Source organism: Rhodococcus sp. 008 (assembly GCF_001682295.1).
Taxonomy (GTDB): Bacteria; Actinomycetota; Actinomycetes; order Mycobacteriales; family Mycobacteriaceae; genus Rhodococcus_F; species Rhodococcus_F qingshengii.
Window position 1 is genome coordinate 127501 of record NZ_CP012749.1, and the last position, 20628, is coordinate 148128.

Sequence of the window (20628 nt, forward strand, 5' to 3'; positions counted from 1 at the left end):
GGTCGGGAGGGGACGCCTCGATCTCCCCTCCAGCGCGGTCAGGCAGGTATTCGTCGCGATGCGGTAGAGCCAGGTCCTCAGAGATGACTGGCCCTTGTAACCGTCGAACCCGCGCCAAGCCCGGATGAACGTCTCCTGGACCTGGTCTTCGGCGTCGTGAATCGACCCCATCATGCGATAGCAGTGCGCCAGCAACTCGCGGCGGTACGGATCGGCAAGAGTGAGGAAATCACTGTCCAACGCCTGATCGACTGTCATTTGTTCAGACTAGTGGCCGAGCGACCGAAACACAGGCGTCGGCGAGAATTCGATCAGGCAGGCGCCTGCACCGCAGTCAACCTGGATCTCTTCCGGAGAACGAACCCCAGTGATTCGTAGAGTCTGATCGCATTCGTATTCGATTGCACTGCATGGAGAAATGGCAGCTCGCCGCGCTCGCGAATCCCGGCAGCGACGGCACGGATCAGCGTCGTACCCAGGCCTCGACCCCGAAAGTCGCTGTCAGTGCACACCGCACTGATTTCCGTCCATCCCGGAGGGTGCAACCGCTCCCCCGCCATGGCAACAAGTCTTCCGTCGACGCGAATGCCGTAGTAACTGCCCATCTCGACGGTACGAGGAAGAAACGGTCCTGGCTTGGTGCGCTCGATCAATGCCAGAATTTCGGGAACGTCGCCCGTTCCGAGAAGTTCGACCGACGGATCAACGGAGACTTCGAGTGCGGATCCGTCCATCTGCACCGAGCCGAACTGATCCACAACGCGCCACCCTTCCGGCGGGCGGTGATCAAATCCTCGCAAACCTACTGTGCCGCCAGGACCTACGAGTGTGAGTAGGTTCTCCCAGTCCTCGGCGTCCAACTCGGGCGGATGACCGACAAACGGCGCGACCGTCGGGTCGTACCGCGCAACTCTCCCTGCCCAGCGAGCGAATTGCGCATGATGTCCGCGAAGTCCTTGTCGCACAGGATCGTCCAGCGGATGGGTGTCGACATCCGTGTCAACTGTCTCGACAAACGACGCCAGGGTCGCCTCCGTGGTCATCGAACCTCTTCCTGCCCTATTTGCCTGTGATGGAGGCGAACGAACCTCCCCGCCCACCTCTATGACAACGCTAGGAACACTTGCTGTCGTAGTCGCCGGATAGAATCAAGATGATTCTGACCTCGACCTGTATTTCCGGCGTCAATCAGGGCTCGATTGCAGATCTGCACCAGGACATTCGTCGCGACGCCTCACCAACCGGAAGGCTATTTGGCATGAGCAACTCCGACCCGATCAGGTCTGCATTCGACCAGTTGCCCCTGAAGGAGATGGACGCTGCAACGCTGGTATTCGCCATCGAGAGCGCCGTCGACGAGCTGGCGATCTCGGGTGAAACCCTACGGCTCGCCATGGAGGTCGCGACCCTTGCGCACCTCGATCAGTTCAGAAAGAACGGGATCAAGTCCGACGAGGATCCCTACATCGTTCATCCCCTACGAAATGTATTGCGGCTGCTTCGGTACGGGTGCTCCGATGTCGAGATCCTGAGCGCAACCGCGCTTCACGACACGGTCGAGGACCGACCACACGCCGTCATCGCGCTCCTCGGTGGCCAGACTGCAGACGACATGTCCGCATCCGAAGCGCAGGAACGTGCGTCAACACTCATCGCGTCGCGCTTCGGCCACAGAATCTCCGAACTTGTTGAGGCAGTGACCAATCCAATCGACTACCCATGCGACAACACCACCGCCGGATATCAGGATCACGTCATCCGCGCGATAGCGGATCCCGCAGTGTTCCTCGTGAAGTTCAGTGACTTCGTCGACAACGCGGGAAGCGTGAAGTACCTGAGCGAGACCGACAGGCTGAGACTGGTCACGAAATACGAACCACTCGTGGAGCACTTCAAGCGGACTTCACTTGCTCTCGGCAACGGATTGCACCTCCCTCCCTCAGGACTCGACGCGATCGCAAAGCACATCGCAACCATCGAAGGCGATTTCTCGAATACGGTCCGACCGGACATAAAAAATACTCGCCAGTAGTACCGATCAGTAATAATCGAGCAACACAGAGAATTCTCCGAATATGCGATTTTGTTACCAGTGAGTATTCACTTTCTTGCCGATTTCATTACCATCGTGATCCGTGTCACAAGTCCGAATTCGATTGCACCGCAATGATTTAACGCCATATGTGTAACCGTGGTTCACGTTGACTAATATTCTTCAATTCGCCCAGGTGACATGAGCGTCGACATACTGCATTCTTAGATAAACCAGGGATTCCCTGGAAGCAGACACAATATGTTGCTGATTCGTGATTGGAGCGGTTCTGAGTCCACGCCTGCAGGGTGGCGCACAAGGCACACAGTGCCTCAGCGCACACAGCGCTTCGGTGCACACAGTGCTTCAGCGCAGGGGACTCGACGAACCGGAAGGGCAATCACTTGCCGACGCGCAACCGGGGGAAACACAGCGCATCGCGGCGTAGTTCACGAACCGGGGAATCCGGGTACGTGGGACACGGTCGGCTCATATCGCAACGTACGTGACGAAGAATCTCATCAAGGACGGTGGCAGTGACAATGTTCAAACGAATCGCAGTGGTCAATCGAGGTGAGGCCGCGGTCCGGCTGATCAGGGCTGTACGCGAACTGAACGCCGAACACGACTACGGCATTCGCGTCATTGCGCTGCACACCGAGGCCGAGCGCCGCGCCATGTTCGTCCGCCAGGCCGATGAGGGCGTGACCCTGCGCAGCACCGGCACCGGTAGCCCGTACCTCGACTACGCCGAACTCGAGCGAGCACTGCTCGCAACCAAGGCCGACGCAGTCTGGGTCGGCTGGGGCTTCGTGGCCGAGGATCCCGCCTTCGCGGAGATCGTCGCGAAACTGGGCATCACGTTCATCGGCCCGAGCGCCGACGCGATGCGCCTGCTCGGCGACAAGGTTGCCGCCAAGATCCTGGCCGAGAAGGTCGGCGTACCGGTCGCCCCGTGGAGCGGCGGACCGGTCGAAACGCGCGCCGACGCTCGTCGTCATGCTCAGTCCATCGGATATCCCCTGATCATCAAGGCCCGAAGCGGCGGCGGCGGACGCGGTATCCGCAAGGTCTGGGCCGAAGACGAACTCGAAGTTGCACTCGAGCGCACGCAGGGCGAAGCAGAGCGGTCCTTCGGCGACCCCGTCGTCTTCCTCGAACGCCTTGTCACCGATGCACGCCACGTCGAGGTACAGGTCATCGCCGACAACCACGGCAATGTCTGGGCTCCGGGCGTTCGCGACTGCTCGATTCAGCGTCGCAACCAGAAGGTCATCGAAGAATCCGCCTCCCCCGTCCTGACCGAAGAACAGTCGGACCACCTCAAGAAGGTGTCCGCCGAACTGGTCAAGGCAGCCGGATACCAGGGCGCAGGCACGGTCGAATACCTCTACCAGCCCGAGAACAAGCTCTTCACGTTCCTCGAGGTCAACACCCGCCTGCAGGTCGAGCACCCGATCACCGAGGTCACCACCGGAATCGACCTCGTCAAACTGCAGATCCTGGTCGCCAGTGGTGACGAATTGGTCGGTGACTGCCCGCCCGCATTCGGCCACGCCGTCGAAGCCCGCCTCAACGCCGAAGACGCCGACAACGATTTCGCGCCGGCACCCGGCACCGTTCAGCTCCTCAAGTTCCCGCTCGGCTCCGGCATCCGGGTCGACACCGGCATCGCTGCCGGGGACGTCATTCCGCCCGACTACGACTCGATGGTCGCGAAGGTCATCGCGTGGGGCCGCAACCGCTCCGAGGCACTTGCGCGTCTGCGCACTGCCCTTCGTGAAACCACTGTCGTACTCGACGGCGGCACTACCACCAAGTCGTTCCTCCTCGATCTACTCGATCGCGACGAGGTCATCTCGGCATCCGCGGATACCGGCTGGCTCGACCGCACGGGCGCCCTCACCGGCACCACTCGCCGCGCGGACGTCGCGCTGATCGCCACCGCCATCGATGCTTACGACGCCGAGGAGTCCCTCGAGCGTGCGGCCTTCCTCGCCTCGGCACGCGGCGGCCGTCCCCGCGCCAACCACGCGATCGGCCGTACCGTCGAGCTCAACTACCAAGGTCAGGCATACAAACTGACCGTCGGGCGTATCGGCCCGCACCGCTACCGCGTCGACGGAGACGCCGGCGACATCGAGGTCGACGTCGATCGTCTCGGCGACTTCGAGTCACGGCTGGTGATCGGTGATCGGCGCTTCCACGTCGTTTCCGTCGTGAGCCCGGCTCGCTATCTCGTCGAGGTCGACGGCATCAGCCACCAGATCAGCCAGGACGACGCCGGAGTGGTCCGCGCGCCGGCTCCCGCCGTAGTGGTAGCAGTACCGGTCGCGGTCGGCGACGACGTCGAAGCCGGATCCACTCTGGTCGTGCTCGAATCCATGAAGATGGAGACCGCGGTTCGCGCTCCGTACGCGGGCAAAGTGCGTGAGGTTCTCGCTACCGTCAACTCCCAGGTCGATGCCGGCGCACCGCTCCTGCGCGTCGACCAGGTCAGTGAGGAAGCTGTCACGGAGAAGGCTCCGCGAGTCCAATTCGATCTTCCCGCAGCAACTTCCGGGTCCGATACCCGCGCAGATGCATTGGCACAGCTGGAAGCACTGACCGCGATGATCAGTGGCTACGACGTCAGCGGCAAGCACGCAAACGCTGTTCTGGCCGAATACGACGCACTTCGCAGCGCACTCGAATCCGAGGACCGCGAACTGGTCCAGGCAGAACTGGCTGTGCTGACCACCTTCGCCGACATCTGCGAACTCTCGCGCAACAAGCCCACCTCGGGCGAGTCCGCGAAGGACGAGTCCGTCCACAGCCCCCGCGAGCACTTCCACACCTTCCTGCACTCACTCGACTCCGAGCGCGAAGGTTTGCCGGCGTCGTTCCGCACGAGACTCGAACGGGCACTTCGCCACTACGACGTCACCGATCTGGAAGATCGCCAGGCCGTCGAGGAAGCGGTGTACCGACTCTTCCTGGCTCTGCAGCGCATGGAAGCCCAGATCCCGGTCATTGCAGCACTTCTCGAAGGCTGGCTCGTCGGCGACAAGGCTCCCGGTTGCTCGGCGCAGGAGCTCAACGAGGTTCTCGATCGACTCATCGTCGCGACGCAGGTCCGCTACCCCGTCATCGGCGACGTCGCCCGCAACCTTCGCTTCCGGTTCTTCGACGAGCCGCGCATCCGCAAGGTTCGCGAAGACGTCTACGACGGAGTACGCGGCAACCTCGCCTACCTCGAAGAGCAGCCGGACGCTGCAGATTTCGACGAGCGAATCGCCAATCTCGTCGCCACTCCCGAACCGCTCCTGGACCTGTTGGGTCGAAAGATCGGCCTCGGCAACCGCGATGGCGGCCCTCTGCTCGAGGTCATCACGCGTCGCTACTACAAGATTCACTCGTTCGAAGACGTCCGCGTTTTCGAGCACGTCGACCGCCGTTTCGTAACCGGTAACTTCGACCTCAAGGGCGACGGGCTGCATCTGGTCTCGACGGTGGCCGAATTCGATGCTCTCGGTACGGCTCTCGACGATATCGCCACGATCGCGCAGGATGCTCCATCCGGTCGCGGGCTGGTAGTCGACATCTACCTCGACTGGCCTGATCAGCCCGCCGACGGCGACGCGCTCGTCGAGACGCTGCGCACCGAACTCTCGCGCAACGAGACGATCACACGGTCTCGCCGCGCGACGGTGATCATCTGCAACCCGAACGGGGATCCGGTCCGGTGGGTCACCTTCCGCCCCGTCGACGGCGAACTGGTCGAGGACCACATCATCCGCGACATGCATCCGCTCACGGGTCAGCGTCTGGACATGTGGCGCCTGAAGAACTTCAACGGAAAGCGCCTCCCGGCTCCGGAGAACACCTACCTGTTCCACCTCTCGGCCAAGGAGAATCCGAAGGACGAGCGCCTGATCGCTCTGGCCGAAATCCGCGACGTGACACCGCAACTCGACGACGAAGGTCAGATGGTTGCACTCCCGGCCATCGAGCGCACGCTCGCTGCCTGCCTCGACGGTATCCGTCGGGCGCAGTCCCAGCGCGGCGACAAGCGTCGACTCGCAGCCAACCGCGTCGTGCTCTACGTGTGGCCGGTCGCCGACGTTCCCAGCGAGCGGTTCTCGGTGATCGCTCAGAACGCAGCCCGACTGACCGTCGGCGCCGGGCTCGAAGAGATCACGCTCATCACTCGGCTGAAGGACCGAAAGGGCGGCGCGCCCAAGGAAGTTGCGCTGCGATTCTCCTACCGCGCGGGTGCCGGTGTGGTCATCAACAAGACCACACCTCCCACCGAACCGCTGCTCCCCCTCGACGCGTACGCCCAGAAGGTCCAGAGTTCGCGGGCACGCGGAACTGTGTACCCGTACGAGCTGATTCCACTCCTGACCGGCACCAAGGGCACCTTCGTCGAGCACGACTTCGACGAAGCGGGCGTCCTGTCACCTGTCGAGCGTCCGTACGGTCTCAACAAGGCCGGCATCGTCGTCGGCCTCGTGAACACGCCGACGCCGCGCTATCCCGAGGGAATGACCCGTGTCGCGCTCTTCGGTGACCCCACCAAGGCGCTCGGTACCGTGGCCGAGGCCGAATGCTCACGCGTCGTCGCTGCCATCGACCTGGCCGAGAAGTTGAACGCTCCGGTCGAGTGGTTCGCACTGTCCTCCGGTGCCACCATCTCGATGGAGAGCGGCACCGAGAACATGGACTGGGTCTCCCGCGGCCTGCGCCGAATCATCACCTTCACCCAGAACGGCGGCGAGATCAACATCGTCGTCACGGGCATCAACGTCGGCGCTCAGCCCTACTGGAACGCCGAAGCCACCATGTTGATGCACACCAAGGGCATTCTGGTGATGACCCCGGACAGCGCGATGGTGCTGACCGGCAAGCAGTCTCTCGACTACTCCGGTGGTGTGTCGGCCGAGGACAACTTCGGTATCGGTGGTTACGACCGCGTCATGGGCCCCAACGGCCAGGCGCAGTACTGGGCCCCCGACCTCACTGCGGCGTGCGAGATCCTGTTCCGTCACTACGCACACTCGTACCTCGCTCCCGGCGAACGGTTCCCGCGCCGCGCAGCGACGACGGACCCCGTCGATCGCGACGTGCGTAGCTTCCCGCACACCCACCCGTCGAGCGACTTCGAGACGGTCGGCGACATCTTCTCCTCGGCGAAGAACCCGGATCGCAAGAAGCCCTTCGACATTCGCACCGTGATGCGTTCGGTGGTCGACCAGGACCACTCTGTTCTCGAGCGTTGGGCCGACATGGCCGGCGCCGACACGTCGGTCGTTCTGGACGCGCACCTCGCCGGACATCCGGTCACAGTGGTGGGCATCGAATCCCGCGCGATCCCACGTAAGGGGCACTTCCCCGCCGACGGTCCCGACACCTGGACGTCGGGAACGCTGTTCCCGAACTCGTCGAAGAAGACTGCTCGCGCGATCAATGCTGCGAGCGGCAACCGTCCGATCGTGGTGCTGGCCAACCTGTCCGGCTTCGACGGTTCCCCGGAGTCGCTGCGCAACATCCAGCTCGAGTACGGCGCCGAGATCGGCCGCGCCATCGTCAACTTCGACGGACCGATCGTGTTCTGCGTCGTCTCCCGCTACCACGGCGGCGCGTTCGTCGTGTTCTCCGGTGCGCTCAACGACAACATGGAAGTTCTTGCTGTCGAAGGCTCGTTCGCGTCGGTACTCGGCGGCGCCCCCGCCGCCGCAGTGGTCTTCACCCGTGAGGTGAACACCCGCACCAACAACGACCCGAAGGTGCAGCAACTGGAGGCAGACTTGGCAGCAGCCAAGGATGACACGGAGAAAGCACATCTGCGCGTAGAACTGAACGCTCAGCGCATCGCCGTCCGCTCCGACAAGCTCGGCGAAGTGGCATCCGAATTCGAAGCGATCCACAACATCCAGCGGGCCCGAGAGGTCGGCTCGGTGGATGAGATCGTCCCTGCCGCAGAACTGCGTCCGCAGATCATCGCAGCAGTCGAACGCGGCATGAAGCGCGCACTCGCGCAGTAAGTTTCTCCGCACGTCGAGCGGTCCCGCGAAATGCGGGGCCGCTCGATTTGTGTCCAGGCAGCGCCTGCGTCAGACGCCCTCGAGCGCCTCTCCGATCTCTTCGAGGACGTGATTGTGCTGCTCTGTTGCGAGCAGATGCCCCGCTGCAATGGTGACTGCCACGGGCCACTCGATGATCTCGAAGGCGACCATCAGTCCCATCACCGCAAAGTAGGCGATCTGCTCGGGTCTCGGAACAGGGATGGCACCGACGATCGGTAGCTCCAACTCGAAGCTCCGTGCCGAACGGACGGATTCGACTACCGCGCGGTGATCGACGGGGTTCGTGTGGTCGACGGTGTTCTGGGACATGTCACGATTCCTCAGGATTCATCTCGGGTCGCCCGGGAGTTCGGCGACGTGTCACTTCCAGCAGCGACGCTCACAAGCGTGTCCGATTCACCGGTTTCCGCTTCTTTGATTTCCACGTCGCTGATTTCCACGCTGTCGCGAGCGCTGACTCCCCCGGTTCGGGAGGTGTACGCAGTGCTCGTTCGCGTCGGGATCTTGCGAATCGTCGACTGACCGTTCGCGTTCTCCTCAGTTGCCGCAATCCGCTCCAACACCCGCGGAGCCAGCGCCGCGAGCAGCGTCGCCGCCGACGCGCAGCCCACCGCTTGGCCCCAGGCGATGGGACCGAGCGGCGTGCAACCGAGAAATTGGCTCACCACGGGTGTGCTGACGAGCGTCGCCAGCGCCGCAGCGGATCCGGCAACGGTTGCGACCACCAGCGGACTGCGTGATTCGAGCAGCGTCTGCCCAAGTTGGGTGCCCACCAGGGCAACCAACGCCACCGTCGACGCTCGCCGCCTCCTACCGCTCGCCCGGGCCAGAAGCCACGCTGCCAGCGCACCGATTGCCGTGGCACCGCCGCGGACAGCGATCGTCTGCCACAAGGCATGAGCGTCCATCTGTTCGGACTTCTCGGATCCGTTCTCGGACGGGGTGCTCACCGCAAGCGCGGCAGCGGGCAAGGCGTCCGTCATCAGATTGACCAGCAGCAACTGCCTTGCGTTGAGCGGTGATTCGCCGGACAACGCAGAACCGATCAGCGCGAATGCGACTTCACCCGCGTTGCCTCCGAGCAAAACCCCTACCGCTGATCTGACCCGCCGCCACAATTGACTGCCCTCGTCCAATGCGTCGGTCAGTCCGCCGACACGGCCGTCGAGGAGCACGATGTCTGCGGCGCCGCGCGCCGGATCACTGTCGGTCGACGCCACCCCGATTCCCACGCTGGAAACTCGGATCGCCGCAGCATCGTTCGCGCCGTCACCGACCATGGCGCACACTCGCCCGTCGGTCTCCAACGCTTGCACGATCTCGACCTTCTGCTCGGGTGTCACGCGCGCAAAGACGCTGCTGCCGCGGACCGCATCCCGTCTTTCGGCGCGAGAGAAGTTCTCCCAGTCAGGACCGGTGACAACATCCTCGCGTGCGACGTCCAACCCCAGTTCGGTGGCGACCGCGGCCGCTGTTGTCGGATGATCCCCGGTCAGCACGCGCACTTGCCGTCCGTCGCCTCGAAGTTCTCGAACAAGTTGCGTTGCTTCGGGTCTCAGCGTGTCCGAGAGTCCGAGAAGGCCGACCGCTTCCAACCCCTCGGAGCAACACTGTTCGAGAAATTGCGAGTCTTCGCCTGCGCGTCGCGCGTCGTGTTCCGACAACTCGCGCTGGGCGACGGCAACCACCCGCAGACCGCGTCCGGCCATGCTTTGAACGTGCGTCGCCGACACAGCATTCGGATCTCGTCCTGCTTCGGTCACGAATTCCGGCGAACCTTTGAGTGCGATCCGCCTGCCGAGCAAAGCTGCCGAGTACGGCCGCCCCGACCTGAACGGAACGAGGTTGTTCGCCTCGACGTCACCGAAAACCGAAGCATCGTCCAGAGCTTGCTGGGCTGCATCGACGACGGCGGCATCCGTCGAATGAAACACGCGATCGTCGCGACTTCCCAGGGCACTGCGCGCCGCAACTTCCAGAATCTCGCTTTCGTCCCAGCCGTCGACGCGTTCGACCGCGGCCACCCGTAGCTTGTTCTCGCTGAGGGTTCCGGTCTTGTCGAAACAGACCACGTCGACACGACCGAGCGCTTCTATCGATCGTGGCGCACGAACCAACACTCCTGCTGCAGTGAGCCTTCGCGCTGCGGCCTGCTGAGCCAGAGTGGCAACCAGAGGCAGCCCCTCCGGCACGGCAGCCACAGCCACGGCCACACCTCCGGTGACGGCGCGGCGCAGACCGGTACCACGAAGCAGACCCGCGACTGTCACCAACGCCCCACCGCCGATACTGGCCGGCAGGGTCGCCCTCGTGAGTTCGCGAAGTCTGTTGGTCAGGCCCACAGCAGGTCCGGATCGGGACACACCGACATCGGCACGCCTGGTCACCGTTCGGGCTCCGATGGCCGTGACCACGCCACGACCGGATCCGGCAAGCACTGTTGTCCCTGCGTAGGCCATGCACCGTCGCTCGGCCAGTGGCATCCCAGGGGTCGGGTCGGTCTGCTTGTCGACGGGCAGGGACTCTCCCGTCAACGACGACTCGTCGACTTCCAGCGATTCGACGCTCAACAGGCGACAATCTGCGGGCACGATGTCCCCGGACTCGATTGCCACGACGTCACCGAGTTCGAGCGCGTCGGCCGCTGTCTCGACCGTGCCGTCGTTGGTTACTCGCCGAGCTACCGGTTCCTGAGTCCGCAAGAGCCGCTGCACCGCCCGCTCCGAATGAAGCCGTTGAACAGCGGACATCGCGGCATTGCCGACCAAGACCGAGCCGACCAGGACGGCGTCTACCGGTGAACCGAGGACTGCACTGGCAGCGGAGCCGGTCGCCAACACAGGCGTCAGTGGATCCGCCAATTCTGTTCGCAACGCCGACAATCCGTCACGGATCAACCTGAACCGTGCGGGCGCTCGCACACGAGCTTCCGCACGGTGCGGTGTATGTCGGATGGATTCGGATAGTTCGCGAACGACAGCATCACCGTCCATCTCATGCCAGGTATCGCTCGGAGTACCGACAGGGACGGGCGCTTTAATCACAGATCGGGACAGGGTGTATCCGGTCCACAGTCCCGCGGCCGAACCAGCTGTGATCGGCCCCGGCCCAGCCCCTCGAACTCCCGGAAGCATGATCAAGGCACCCAATGCCGAAGAACCTGAGGAGAGTTCGACACCGCGCCTCGTCGCTGTTCGAGCAGCCGGGAGCGCATGGACAACCCGCCACGCCCCGGCCAAGTCGGTGTGGATGTCGGCACTCACGTGCTCGCCACTCGGTGGTGAAATCCCGATGCGTAGCACTGCCTGTCCCGATATCGCCCTACTCGACACGATCGCAACTGTCCGACCCTCGGCCACCAACGCCGAGAGAGCCTCGCGCAGGCCGGCTTCGGCAGTCGATTGCGCCGGATAGAGCTCGTCGAATCCACTTCGCAGTGATCCGAGCCCGTCGTCGTCGATCGTGACGGCTGCGACCCCGGCCGCACGTATTTCGCCTATCAGTGTTTCCGCCAGACCTTTTCGCACGGGTCGCACGACCACTTCGGCGCCGCCGATGCGGTGCCTTCCCACTCCCACAGTTCCGTCGTTCAGAGCTTTCCTGGCTTGTTCCCACACTGCGACGCGATCCGACTCGGCCACCTCTCGTATGTCGGAAACCCGGAGCGAGTCGTCGAAGAGGACGCTCGGATCGACGAGGACGGTGTCAATACGATCGAGCATGCGTAGAGCCGCAGAGTCCGAAACGGCGGTGTGGTGCGTCCGCCACAGACCGTATGACACACCAGCAGCGAATGATTCGCGCGACATCCGAAGCGGCCGCGGCGCCGAAACCTTGATACTCGTCGCGACGGTGTCGCCGCCGGCAGAGACGGTAGCCAGTGCAGCTCCGGCCACCAACTGAACCCCTGCGATCCTGTCTGCGTAACGCTCACCTGAGCCACTCGGTTCAGGCATCACGGAAGAACCGCGACCGCCAGGTTCGAATGGCCCCACACGCTGAGAGCTTCGCGCCGCCAGAGTTTCGCGCAGCAGCATCGTCCGCAGCCAGAAATCCACGCCCAATGACGCAGGCGCATAGGTCAGAACATCCGCGAACGACGTCGCCGACTCCAATGCGAAGTCGGTGAGCGAACGGCCAAGGCTCTGTTCGATCCGCCGACGCACCCGGGGTTGATAATTGATCGCCGACGCGGCCGCCGAGACATAGGCGGAACCTGGGATTCGCGGGGCACCGAATATCGATCCCGCTGCTGCAGGAATCATCCCCACACCCGCCAACGCGAGGGTGCCGGTCCGCAACGCCACGTCACTGACAGCGGTTCGCGGAATCGTCGAACCGCCCACCAACGCGAGTCCCGACAACGCCAGGCGCGGCGGCAAAGTTGCCACCGACACCGCACGCCGGGCCATCGCTGAGAACATCAGTGAGTGGATCGAGTGTGCGAAGAACTGTGAGTTCGATCCTGTGACCGGGCGGCCGCCTTGTGGGAGTTTTCGCTCGATTCCTTCTTTACCTGTTCCGGCTTGCTCGCGCGGCCAACCGCCTTGACCTCGCGATCCGTCCGACCGCTCTTGCGATCCCATTCGTGGAGTACCAGGGCCGTGCCGCCGACTGCCAAGATCACCGGCCATTCCACCAATCCCGCCGCACCCACGGCCGCCATCGTGAGAACCGCCGTCGGCGTCGAGGAACTACCCGCACGAATTCCGTCTCGGACACCCTCCGCCGATCCGCGTATCCCGCCCGTCACTCCACCGATCACTCCACCACCGACGGCTCCGGCCACCGTCGTCGTTGCGTCTGCCACCCCACGAACGACGCGGGTCGCTTCGTCCACAATCATCATCGGACGCTCCTATCAGCAGTCCATCGAAGAATTCAGTATTTGAGGCCATACCCAACGCTGACGGCGGCAATCACGATCCGATACATTTTTCGGCGAACCTGGCGAGGGCGCGCCATCGCCAGCGCCGTGAGAGGGTACGGTGCGGGATGCAGCGACCACCTTCATCGACGGGAGTTCCACACAGTGGCGATCATCGGAAATTCGGATCTCGACATCTTCCGAATCAGCTTGGGCGGCAACCCTTTCGGATGGACCGCGGACGAGAAGACGTCCTTCGAGATCCTCGACTCGTTCGCCGAAGCCGGTGCAAATTTCATCGACACCTCCGACTCGTACACGGCGTCGGCTCCCGGCAATTCCGGTGGGGAATCCGAAACGATCATCGGGAAATGGATCACCGATCGGGGACTGCAGAACGACATCGTCGTCGCCACCAAGGTCGGTAGCCATCCCGATTTCAAGGGCCTGAAGGCCGACAACATCGCAGCCGCAGCAGAGGCGTCGCTGCGGCGCCTGCAGACGGACTGCATCGATCTGTACTACGCGCATTTCGACGACCCACAGACTCCGCTCGAAGAAACACTCGAAGCCTTCAACGCGTTGGTCGTCGCCGGCAAGGTTCGCTATCTCGGAATCTCCAACTACAGCCCCGATCGCGTCCGGGAGTGGCTGCGAATCACCGAGGAGAACGGTTACGCCGCGCCGATCGCCCTGCAACCGCACTACAACCTGGTTCACCGCAAGTCGTACGAACCCGAACTTGCCAAGATCGCCACCGACAATAAACTCAGCGTCTTCCCGTACTTCGCTCTCGCTTCCGGCTTCCTGACCGGAAAGTACAAGACCCGCGCGGACATCGAAGGCAGCTCCCGCGAACGACTGACCGCCGGATACTTCAGCGACGCCGGACTCGACGTCGTCGCGGAACTGGCGACAATCGCGCAGGCACACGACAGCGAGATCTCGACCGTCGCGCTGGCCTGGCTGCTGACTCGACCGGGCATCACCGCACCGATCGCGAGCGTCAGCCGGCCCGAGCAGCTCCCGGCGCTACTGGACGCCCCGAATCTGGTGCTCTCGTCGAACGAACTGGACACTCTCGAACGGGTGTCGGCGGCAGTCGGAGCCTGAGATCAGGCAGTTTTGAGATGAGCGCCGAGGGCCGTGTTGTTGATCGTCCAGAACGACCAACCGTCATGGCTCTCGGTGTCGCCTGAGATGTGACCGGTGACGGCATTTGCGGCCGCGGTCGGATCAGGGAATCGGCGGCCTTCCATCGGTCCGCGCATGATCTCGACGACCTCGGTGGTTTCGTCGAAGCGCCCGACCCAGCGATATCCGTGGCAATCGGCTGTCATCTCGAGGCGATTGTCGACGACTTCGATCTCCTCGACACCGCTGGCGCGACGCTTCTTCGCGGCGACTGGCGACGTCTTACGCTTGGTCGCAACCGGGGTCTCGACGTAAATGCTCGGATCCTTGACCGCGGCCAAGCCCAGCGCATCCCAACGATCGTGACCGTGCACGACGCGCCCACGCGGAATCGCGTGATGGCCGGTGCGATTACGTCCGGGGCTGTCCATGATCCACAGGTCGACCTCGGCACGGATGTCGTCGGCGACCTCGTTGGAGGGCAACATGTAGAACTCGTGCGGATCTGCTGCCAGATCGACGAACACCCAGAACTCGGAGCGGGTGTCGTCACTCTCGAGCGACTCGTCCTGACGCCTGGCCTGCCAGTCACCGTCGAGCTTGGACCGCACGCGGACGATTCGGCTGACACCGTCAGCGCCCGTCACCTCGACGGGATTACGACGTGAGTGCGTGAGACGGACAGCCTTGCCCCCACGCTGCGTAGCTTCGGAAATGAACGCATTGATGCCGCGGCTTGCGGTGTCTTCCATGATCGACCTGTCTCGAGCGGGTACGCCCGCATCACCGGATCGGCATCGGGGTCGAGCATTGAGCGAAATCCCGGCCTTTACTTCGATCGTGTGGCCGGTCAGTACCCCCGACCTTACAGCTCCGGCGACGGCCTGACTACGGCGCCCGACGCTCGTTCCCAGAGGTCAGCAGTGCAATGTCCCCGTAAAGCGCCGCCCGGTGAGCGAACATCAGCTCTTCCACACCGTCGAATTGATCCCCGACGTAGTGCGTGTTTGCAGCCGAAAGTTCACGTGAGCCGGAGCGCGCAAGTAGGTCGTCGATCCGGCTGTCGAGGCTCGCTGCATGCGCAACCGCGCGCTGCGAACTCAACTGATCCTCGGCCCGTGCGACCAGGTCACCGATCCGCGCGAGGGCCGCCACGCGCTCGACCAGCTGGTCCCAGACCGCGCCGAGCGCTTCCCTGCGCGAAGCGATTCCGGCTCGGGTTCCCTCGTCGCGTGCCAGTGTTTCCGCGTCGTCCAACTCCGCAAGAATCGAACGCAGCGCGACGGTGTCGACCGCGATCTGGGTGATCTCGTCGGCCAGGTCGAGTTGGTTGCGTTGAATGACGAAGTGGTCGGAATGCCACGCGCTGGAGCTTTCGATCCGGTCGAACAGATTCCCGGCGAGGTAAAGCAAGGCGTCGTACTCACCGGCGCGTCCCTCGGGTTCTGAATCGACCAGTCCGTCGAGGACTTCCGCGATGCGCCTTCCGGCATCGGCGATGACACCGGTTCCCTGGACCTTCCCGAACTGGGCGGCAAGTTTGTCGAGTGCTGCGTTTCCACTGCTGGCCACGACACCGAGCCCCACCGGCAGCTTGGCTGGAACCGGTGTACGGGTGAGCCCGGCAAAGAGAGCCTCGCGTTGCTCGACGTCGAGATGCAGGCCGTCGCGCCGGTCCTTGCGGATGGCACGGACACTGCTCGCGAAGTGACGATTGGAATGCACGATCGCCGATCGCATCGACTGAACGCGCTTGTCGAGCGCCTGCACCCGTCGTTCGAGGACAACCTGAACAGGGCCGATGCGAGTCGCGAGCAGTCGACGTCTGGTGCGGGCCAGCTCGTCGGTGAGATACCGCAACTCCGAGAAGCCGCCGATCTCCGGGAACGAACGTCCGACACTGCGCCGGTTCGCCAGGATCGATCGCGTCGACTCGTCCCCATACCCCCCGGCAATCAGCAGCGCGACATCATCGGACAACTCCGGCCGGTTCGACTCGACAGTTCCCGCCGCACACCACTCCCTCACTCGGGTGGAGATGAGCGTTCGCCGTTCGGTCACCGATGCCACGACAAAGACGTCGTCAGTTCCGTCTCTCATCTCACGGCCATCCGTCATCTCACGCCTCCTGCTGGGTGCCGGTTACCACTGTTCCAGAATCTGCCGACACGCGCCCGACCCCTGCGACCCAGCTCGACGCACCCCTGCCATACCGTAGGCGGGTGACCTCCCTGCGATCAGACGCGCACGCAGGTCACTCGCGCGCATCGAAGACTGATCCAGCAGTTCAACCGCTGCTTCCCGACCTCGCGATCGAACAACTTCAGTCCTTGTTGCAGGTTCGTTCCTGGACTCTCGCGGAATGGTTCGCGATGGCCGACCAACGCGGATTCCTCGCGCCCGCTGCCAGCGTTCCGCTCTTCATGGAAGCCGCGCTGAAGTATCCCGAGCACCGCGAGGCGCTACTTCGCCTCGCCGGTCGACGCGGGCAGTACCTGGCGGAGCAGAACCCGGATTGGGCCCAGCTACGACGAATCGGATCACGCCGGGACGAGCTGTGGCTTTCGCCTGATCCGGACGACCGTACGGCCTGGTTCGATTACATACGTACGGTCGACCCGGAACTGGCGAGCGAAGAGCTCGAGATCGCTTGGGACGACGAGGCCACGGCAAGCCGGCTGCACTTCCTCGACCATCTCGACGTCGGGCTGGGTGAACACGACTACGCGCTCCTCGAGCGTGCACTCGACGATCCAGCCGTGCGGGTCCGTGAGCGTGCAATTCAACTACTACGGCAACTCCCCCGATCTCCGTTTGCCTCTCGAATGGTCACTCGGGCTCGGTCCTGGGTGCGGCTCGAGACGAAGCCCTTGCGGCCGCGCCTTGCCGTCCGATTGCCCGGCTCGCTCGACGACCTCGCATTTCGTGACGGCATCGAAGACGTCCACTACAAGAACAAGGGCATCCGGCGCTGGTGGTTACGGCAAGTCGTGACCGCCACTCCGCTGACGCTGTGGGAATCTATGGCCGGTTCGCCACGCGAGGCCCTCACCATCCCCATCGAGAAGCAATGGCGCGCAGTGATGATCGAATCATGGACTGCTGCAACCGTTCTCCAGAAGAACACCGCGTGGGCGTCGGCATTTCTGGAGCGGGACGGGCGCACGACCGACCGGAGAATCGTCGCCATCGCGGACCCACGCGAGCGCGTCGAGTACATCGTTGCCGGCCACGCGGACGAGTACCTTCTGGGCGTCGACGGCAGCGCACTACTCGACGGCATCGACCGCCCATGGCCCCTGGCCGTCGCCGAAAAGTTGTTGAATGCCTTGGAGAACGAAGCGATGGAGCATGCTGCGACGGGTGAGGACTTGGGCATCCACTCGCGTCACAGTCACTTTTCCACCCTGCGAAGCGTGCAGGCGCGCTTCCCTTTCGACGCCGTACCGCTTCTGCAGGACGCGGCGGCCCGAACGAGCGACCCCGGGTGGCAACACGCATTCACCGACAGCGCCGTCAACATCGAGCAGCGCCGACTCCGCTTGGACGTCCTGCGCAATCACCGCTGAACGACGAAGGGGCCGCATCCTTGGAACGGAATGCGACCCCTTCGTCGTTCGTGAAAGATCAGACCACGCTGACCATCTCGTGATCAGCCACACCGGCGGCCAACACCCGAAGGTGATCTTCGGTGCTGCCGAGGGTGTGCTCGATGGCGACGAGTCGGCTCACGTAGTGCCCCACCGGGTACTCTGCGGTCATACCGATACCACCATGCATCTGGATCGCCTCCTGGCCGATGAGCCGAGCCGAACGCCCGATCTGCAACTTCACCCGCGAAGCGATCACTGGATCGACGACGCCGTCGGCAAGGGACATCGTTGCGTACAGACTCATGCTGCGTGCCAACTCGAGCGAGACGTACAGGTCGGCGGCGCGGTGTGTCAGTGTCTGGAACTTTGCGAGGGGAACCCCGAATTGCTTACGCGTCTTGAGGTATTCGGTGGTCAGGCGTAGCGCCTCTTCCATCGCTCCGACAGCCTCGGCGCACAGCGCGGCCTGCTCACGGATCTGCGCGGCCTGGATCAGAGCAGTAGCGTCACCGCCCTCACCGAGTGCTTCGGCCGGCGTATCGGTGAACTCGATCTGCGCCCCGCGCAACCCGTCGTGAGTGGCGTAGGACTTGCGTACCAAACCGGAGGCATCGCTCTTGACGAGGAACAGTCCGACGCCACCGCCGGGGAGCGCAGCGCTCACGACCAAGATGTCCGCCGTCGCGCCGTGGCCGACGGGATTCTTGATACCGGTGATGGTCCAGCCGCCGTCGACCTGGGCCGCCGCGGTGGCCCGTTCGGTTGCCGGCCAACGGATTCCGGGTTCCTGGTCGGCGAACGCGAGGAACGTGGTGCCCTCGGCCACTCCGGGAAGAATCGACGAACGCTGCTCTGCACTGCCACCTTCGGAGATGAGGCCGCCCGGCGTCACGACCGCGTCGAGTAGTGGCTCGGGTGCCAAGCGTCGACCGATCTCGGTCATGACCGCGCCGATTTCCACTGGGCCGGCGTCCATGCCGCCGTCGTCCTCGGAGAATGTCAGGCCGAGCAAGCCGACCTCGGCCAACTGCTTCCAGACCTGCGGGCTCCACCCGGGATCGGAGTCGATGATCGCGTTGCGCTTCTCGGCGTCGTAGCTACGCGCGAGGAGATCCTTGGTGGTGTCGCGGAGAAGTTTTTGTTCGTCGTTGAGTTCGAAGTCCATGCCACGCCTCACAATCCGAGGATCGAGGAGGCGATGATGCTGCGCTGCACTTCGCTCGATCCGCTGTAGATGGATACCTTGCGGTAGTTCAGGTACGTCGGGGCAGTGTGCTGCGCCCAGCTCGCGGAGGCGATGTCGCTGCCCGCGTCGTACGGCAGTGAATCAGGGCCGGCCACGTCCATCAGCAGTTCGACGCTCGCCTGCTGCAATTCGGAGCCACGAAGCTTGAGCAGCGACGACGCCGGGTTCGGCTGGCCGTCAGCGGAACTGGCGACCACCCGGAGCTGAGTGAGCTCGAGGGCAAGCAATTCGCTTTCGAGTTCGGCGAGGCGAGCAGCGAAGAGCGGATCTTCGAGCAGTGTTCCGTTGCCGACCTTGACCTCGGCAGCGCGGGCCTTGGCCTGGGCCAGACGAACCTTCGAGAACCCGACGCGGGTGACACCGGTGCGCTCGTTGCCGAGCAGGAACTTGGCGTAGCCCCAGCCCTGGTTCTCTTCACCGACCAGGTTCTCTCCCGGAACGCGGACGTCCTCGAAGAACACTTCGTTGACCTCGTAGCCGCCGTCGATCAGCTTGATCGGGCGGACCGTGACGCCAGGCGTCTTCAGATCGACAAGGATGAACGAGATGCCGGCCTGACGCTTGGGCGCATCGGGATTGGTGCGCACGAGGCAGAAGATCCAGTCGGCGTACTGTCCCAGCGTCGTCCAGGTCTTCTGACCATTGATGACCCAGTCGTCGCCGTCGCGGACCGCACGGGTCTTGAGCGAAGCGAGATCGGAACCGGCCTCGGGTTCGGAGAATCCCTGGCACCACCAGATGTCGAGGTTCGCAGTCGCCGGAAGGAACTTCTCCTTCTGCTCCTGCGAGCCGAAGGCCGCGATGACCGGACCGACCATGTTGGCGTTGAACGCCAAAGGTTCGGGAACCGACGCAAGCTGCAGTTCGTCGAGCCAGATGTTGTGCTGGACCGGGGTCCAGTCCTTGCCGCCCCACTCGACCGGCCAGTGCGGTACCGCCAGACCGTGAGCGTTGAGGATCTGCTGCGCCTCGACCATACGGTCGCGCCCCAACTCCTCGCCGTGGGCGTACGCCTCCCTGATGTCCGCGGGGATTTGCGTACGGAAGAACGTCCGCATCTCGTCGCGGAACGCTAGTTCCTCGTCGGTCAATGCCAGGTTCATCGGGATTCCTTCGCACTCGAAACCGGATTCATGTTCGGTTCGACCGTACCCCGACAGCTATGGAGGCGGAACAGGTACCGCAAAAGACGGCACTCAGGGCCGACCTCCTACACGGTTTTCAGGACCAACAGGTAACCCCCGCCCGCGGCGTCGATACTTGTTTCGACATTCAACGCGGGAGCCAGACGCGACAACCGATCGATCAGCCAATCCGACGCTTCCTGGGCGTCGTCCTTGCCGGGGCAGCGAGCGACGGCGACGCGGCCACCCTTTCGCTCGAGCTGCTCCACGACCCCGATGATCGGGGCGGGATCCACGACGAACAGCCGATCTGGCCATTCCACAACAGGTTTGACCGCACCCTTCTTGGTGTTGCATGCGCGGTGCGCCAAGCGTTCGACGCCACCTTTGGTCTTGCCACCCTTTTTTGCGGTGTTGATGCTGTCGATACTCGGGCCGCGCGGATCATTGACGGACATATCGGGATCGACCGGTTCGTCACACAGCCAGCAGCGCCAGGATTCACGTTCGCCGACTTCTTGAAGGGTGCTCATGTGGCAACGGTACCGTGCGCACTTTCGGCTG

14 protein-coding genes (1 of these 14 only partly in view) are annotated in these 20628 nt (G+C 63.5%); 4 read left to right on the top strand and 10 right to left on the bottom strand.

All coding sequences use genetic code 11. The features are described from left to right. On the bottom strand, positions 1-258 hold the 5' end (the start) of the coding sequence (locus AOT96_RS00550) for a sigma-70 family RNA polymerase sigma factor (RefSeq protein ID WP_065351177.1). Its footprint begins 717 nt before the window's first position; the window shows 258 of its 975 coding nt (coding positions 1-258); its start codon is at positions 256-258; its stop codon lies beyond the left edge, outside the window. Positions 259-311: 53 nt separating this feature from the next. Further along, positions 312-1043 (bottom strand): GNAT family N-acetyltransferase, encoded by a 732-nt coding sequence (locus AOT96_RS00555; protein WP_003945124.1) that lies wholly within the window; start codon positions 1041-1043, stop codon positions 312-314. Between the two features lie 215 nt (positions 1044-1258). Between AOT96_RS00555 and AOT96_RS00560 the strand changes: the two genes are divergently transcribed. Both AOT96_RS00560 and AOT96_RS00565 read left to right on the top strand, forming a co-directional pair. Next, positions 1259-2032, top strand: a complete 774-nt coding sequence (locus AOT96_RS00560) for a hypothetical protein (RefSeq protein WP_225320093.1) — start codon at positions 1259-1261, stop codon at positions 2030-2032. Between the two features lie 542 nt (positions 2033-2574). Beyond that, positions 2575-8058 (top strand): ATP-binding protein, encoded by a 5484-nt coding sequence (locus tag AOT96_RS00565; protein WP_065352732.1) that lies wholly within the window; start codon positions 2575-2577, stop codon positions 8056-8058. Positions 8059-8127: 69 nt separating this feature from the next. On the opposite strand, the gene AOT96_RS00570 is transcribed toward AOT96_RS00565, so the two are convergent. The 3 genes from AOT96_RS00570 to AOT96_RS00580 are packed head-to-tail and all read right to left on the bottom strand — an operon-like array spanning position 8128 to position 12949. After that, entirely contained in the window at positions 8128-8409 is a 282-nt protein-coding gene (locus AOT96_RS00570; RefSeq protein WP_030536904.1) for a hypothetical protein, read from the bottom strand. An 11-nt stretch (positions 8410-8420) separates the two neighbouring features. Then, complete coding sequence (locus AOT96_RS00575) at positions 8421-12524, bottom strand: cation-translocating P-type ATPase (protein WP_065351178.1); 4104 nt, start codon at positions 12522-12524, stop codon at positions 8421-8423. Continuing rightward, the gene (locus AOT96_RS00580; RefSeq protein WP_065351179.1) at positions 12524-12949 is read right to left on the bottom strand and encodes a hypothetical protein; all 426 of its coding nucleotides are present in this window, start codon (positions 12947-12949) and stop codon (positions 12524-12526) included. Before AOT96_RS00580 ends, AOT96_RS00575 begins: the two co-directional genes overlap by 1 nt. Positions 12950-13132: 183 nt before the next feature. On the opposite strand from AOT96_RS00580, the gene AOT96_RS00585 reads away from it, so the two are divergent. Further along, positions 13133-14080, top strand: coding sequence for an aldo/keto reductase (locus tag AOT96_RS00585; RefSeq protein ID WP_047268992.1), 948 nt, complete (start codon positions 13133-13135; stop codon positions 14078-14080). 2 nt (positions 14081-14082) lie between these two features. Here AOT96_RS00585 and AOT96_RS00590 read toward each other — a convergent pair whose 3' ends face one another. Both AOT96_RS00590 and AOT96_RS00595 read right to left on the bottom strand, forming a co-directional pair. After that, positions 14083-14853, bottom strand: coding sequence for a hypothetical protein (locus tag AOT96_RS00590; RefSeq protein ID WP_003945109.1), 771 nt, complete (start codon positions 14851-14853; stop codon positions 14083-14085). A 136-nt stretch (positions 14854-14989) separates the two neighbouring features. Continuing rightward, positions 14990-16219: a hypothetical protein gene (locus tag AOT96_RS00595; protein WP_065351180.1), complete on the bottom strand. Its 1230-nt coding sequence runs from the start codon at positions 16217-16219 to the stop codon at positions 14990-14992. A gap of 104 nt (positions 16220-16323) precedes the next feature. Between AOT96_RS00595 and AOT96_RS00600 the strand changes: the two genes are divergently transcribed. Continuing rightward, positions 16324-17670: a DUF5691 domain-containing protein gene (locus AOT96_RS00600; protein ID WP_021344957.1), complete on the top strand. Its 1347-nt coding sequence runs from the start codon at positions 16324-16326 to the stop codon at positions 17668-17670. A gap of 58 nt (positions 17671-17728) precedes the next feature. Here the strand turns inward: AOT96_RS00600 and AOT96_RS00605 are convergent, their stop codons facing one another. The 3 genes from AOT96_RS00605 to AOT96_RS00615 form a co-directional block, all read right to left on the bottom strand. Next, positions 17729-18859, bottom strand: coding sequence for an acyl-CoA dehydrogenase family protein (locus AOT96_RS00605; RefSeq protein WP_030536908.1), 1131 nt, complete (start codon positions 18857-18859; stop codon positions 17729-17731). 8 nt (positions 18860-18867) lie between these two features. Then, positions 18868-20043 (bottom strand): acyl-CoA dehydrogenase family protein, encoded by a 1176-nt coding sequence (locus AOT96_RS00610; RefSeq protein WP_065351181.1) that lies wholly within the window; start codon positions 20041-20043, stop codon positions 18868-18870. A gap of 107 nt (positions 20044-20150) precedes the next feature. Continuing rightward, the gene (locus tag AOT96_RS00615) at positions 20151-20597 is read right to left on the bottom strand and encodes a hypothetical protein (protein ID WP_007736175.1); all 447 of its coding nucleotides are present in this window, start codon (positions 20595-20597) and stop codon (positions 20151-20153) included. Between the last annotated feature and the right edge of the window lie 31 nt (positions 20598-20628).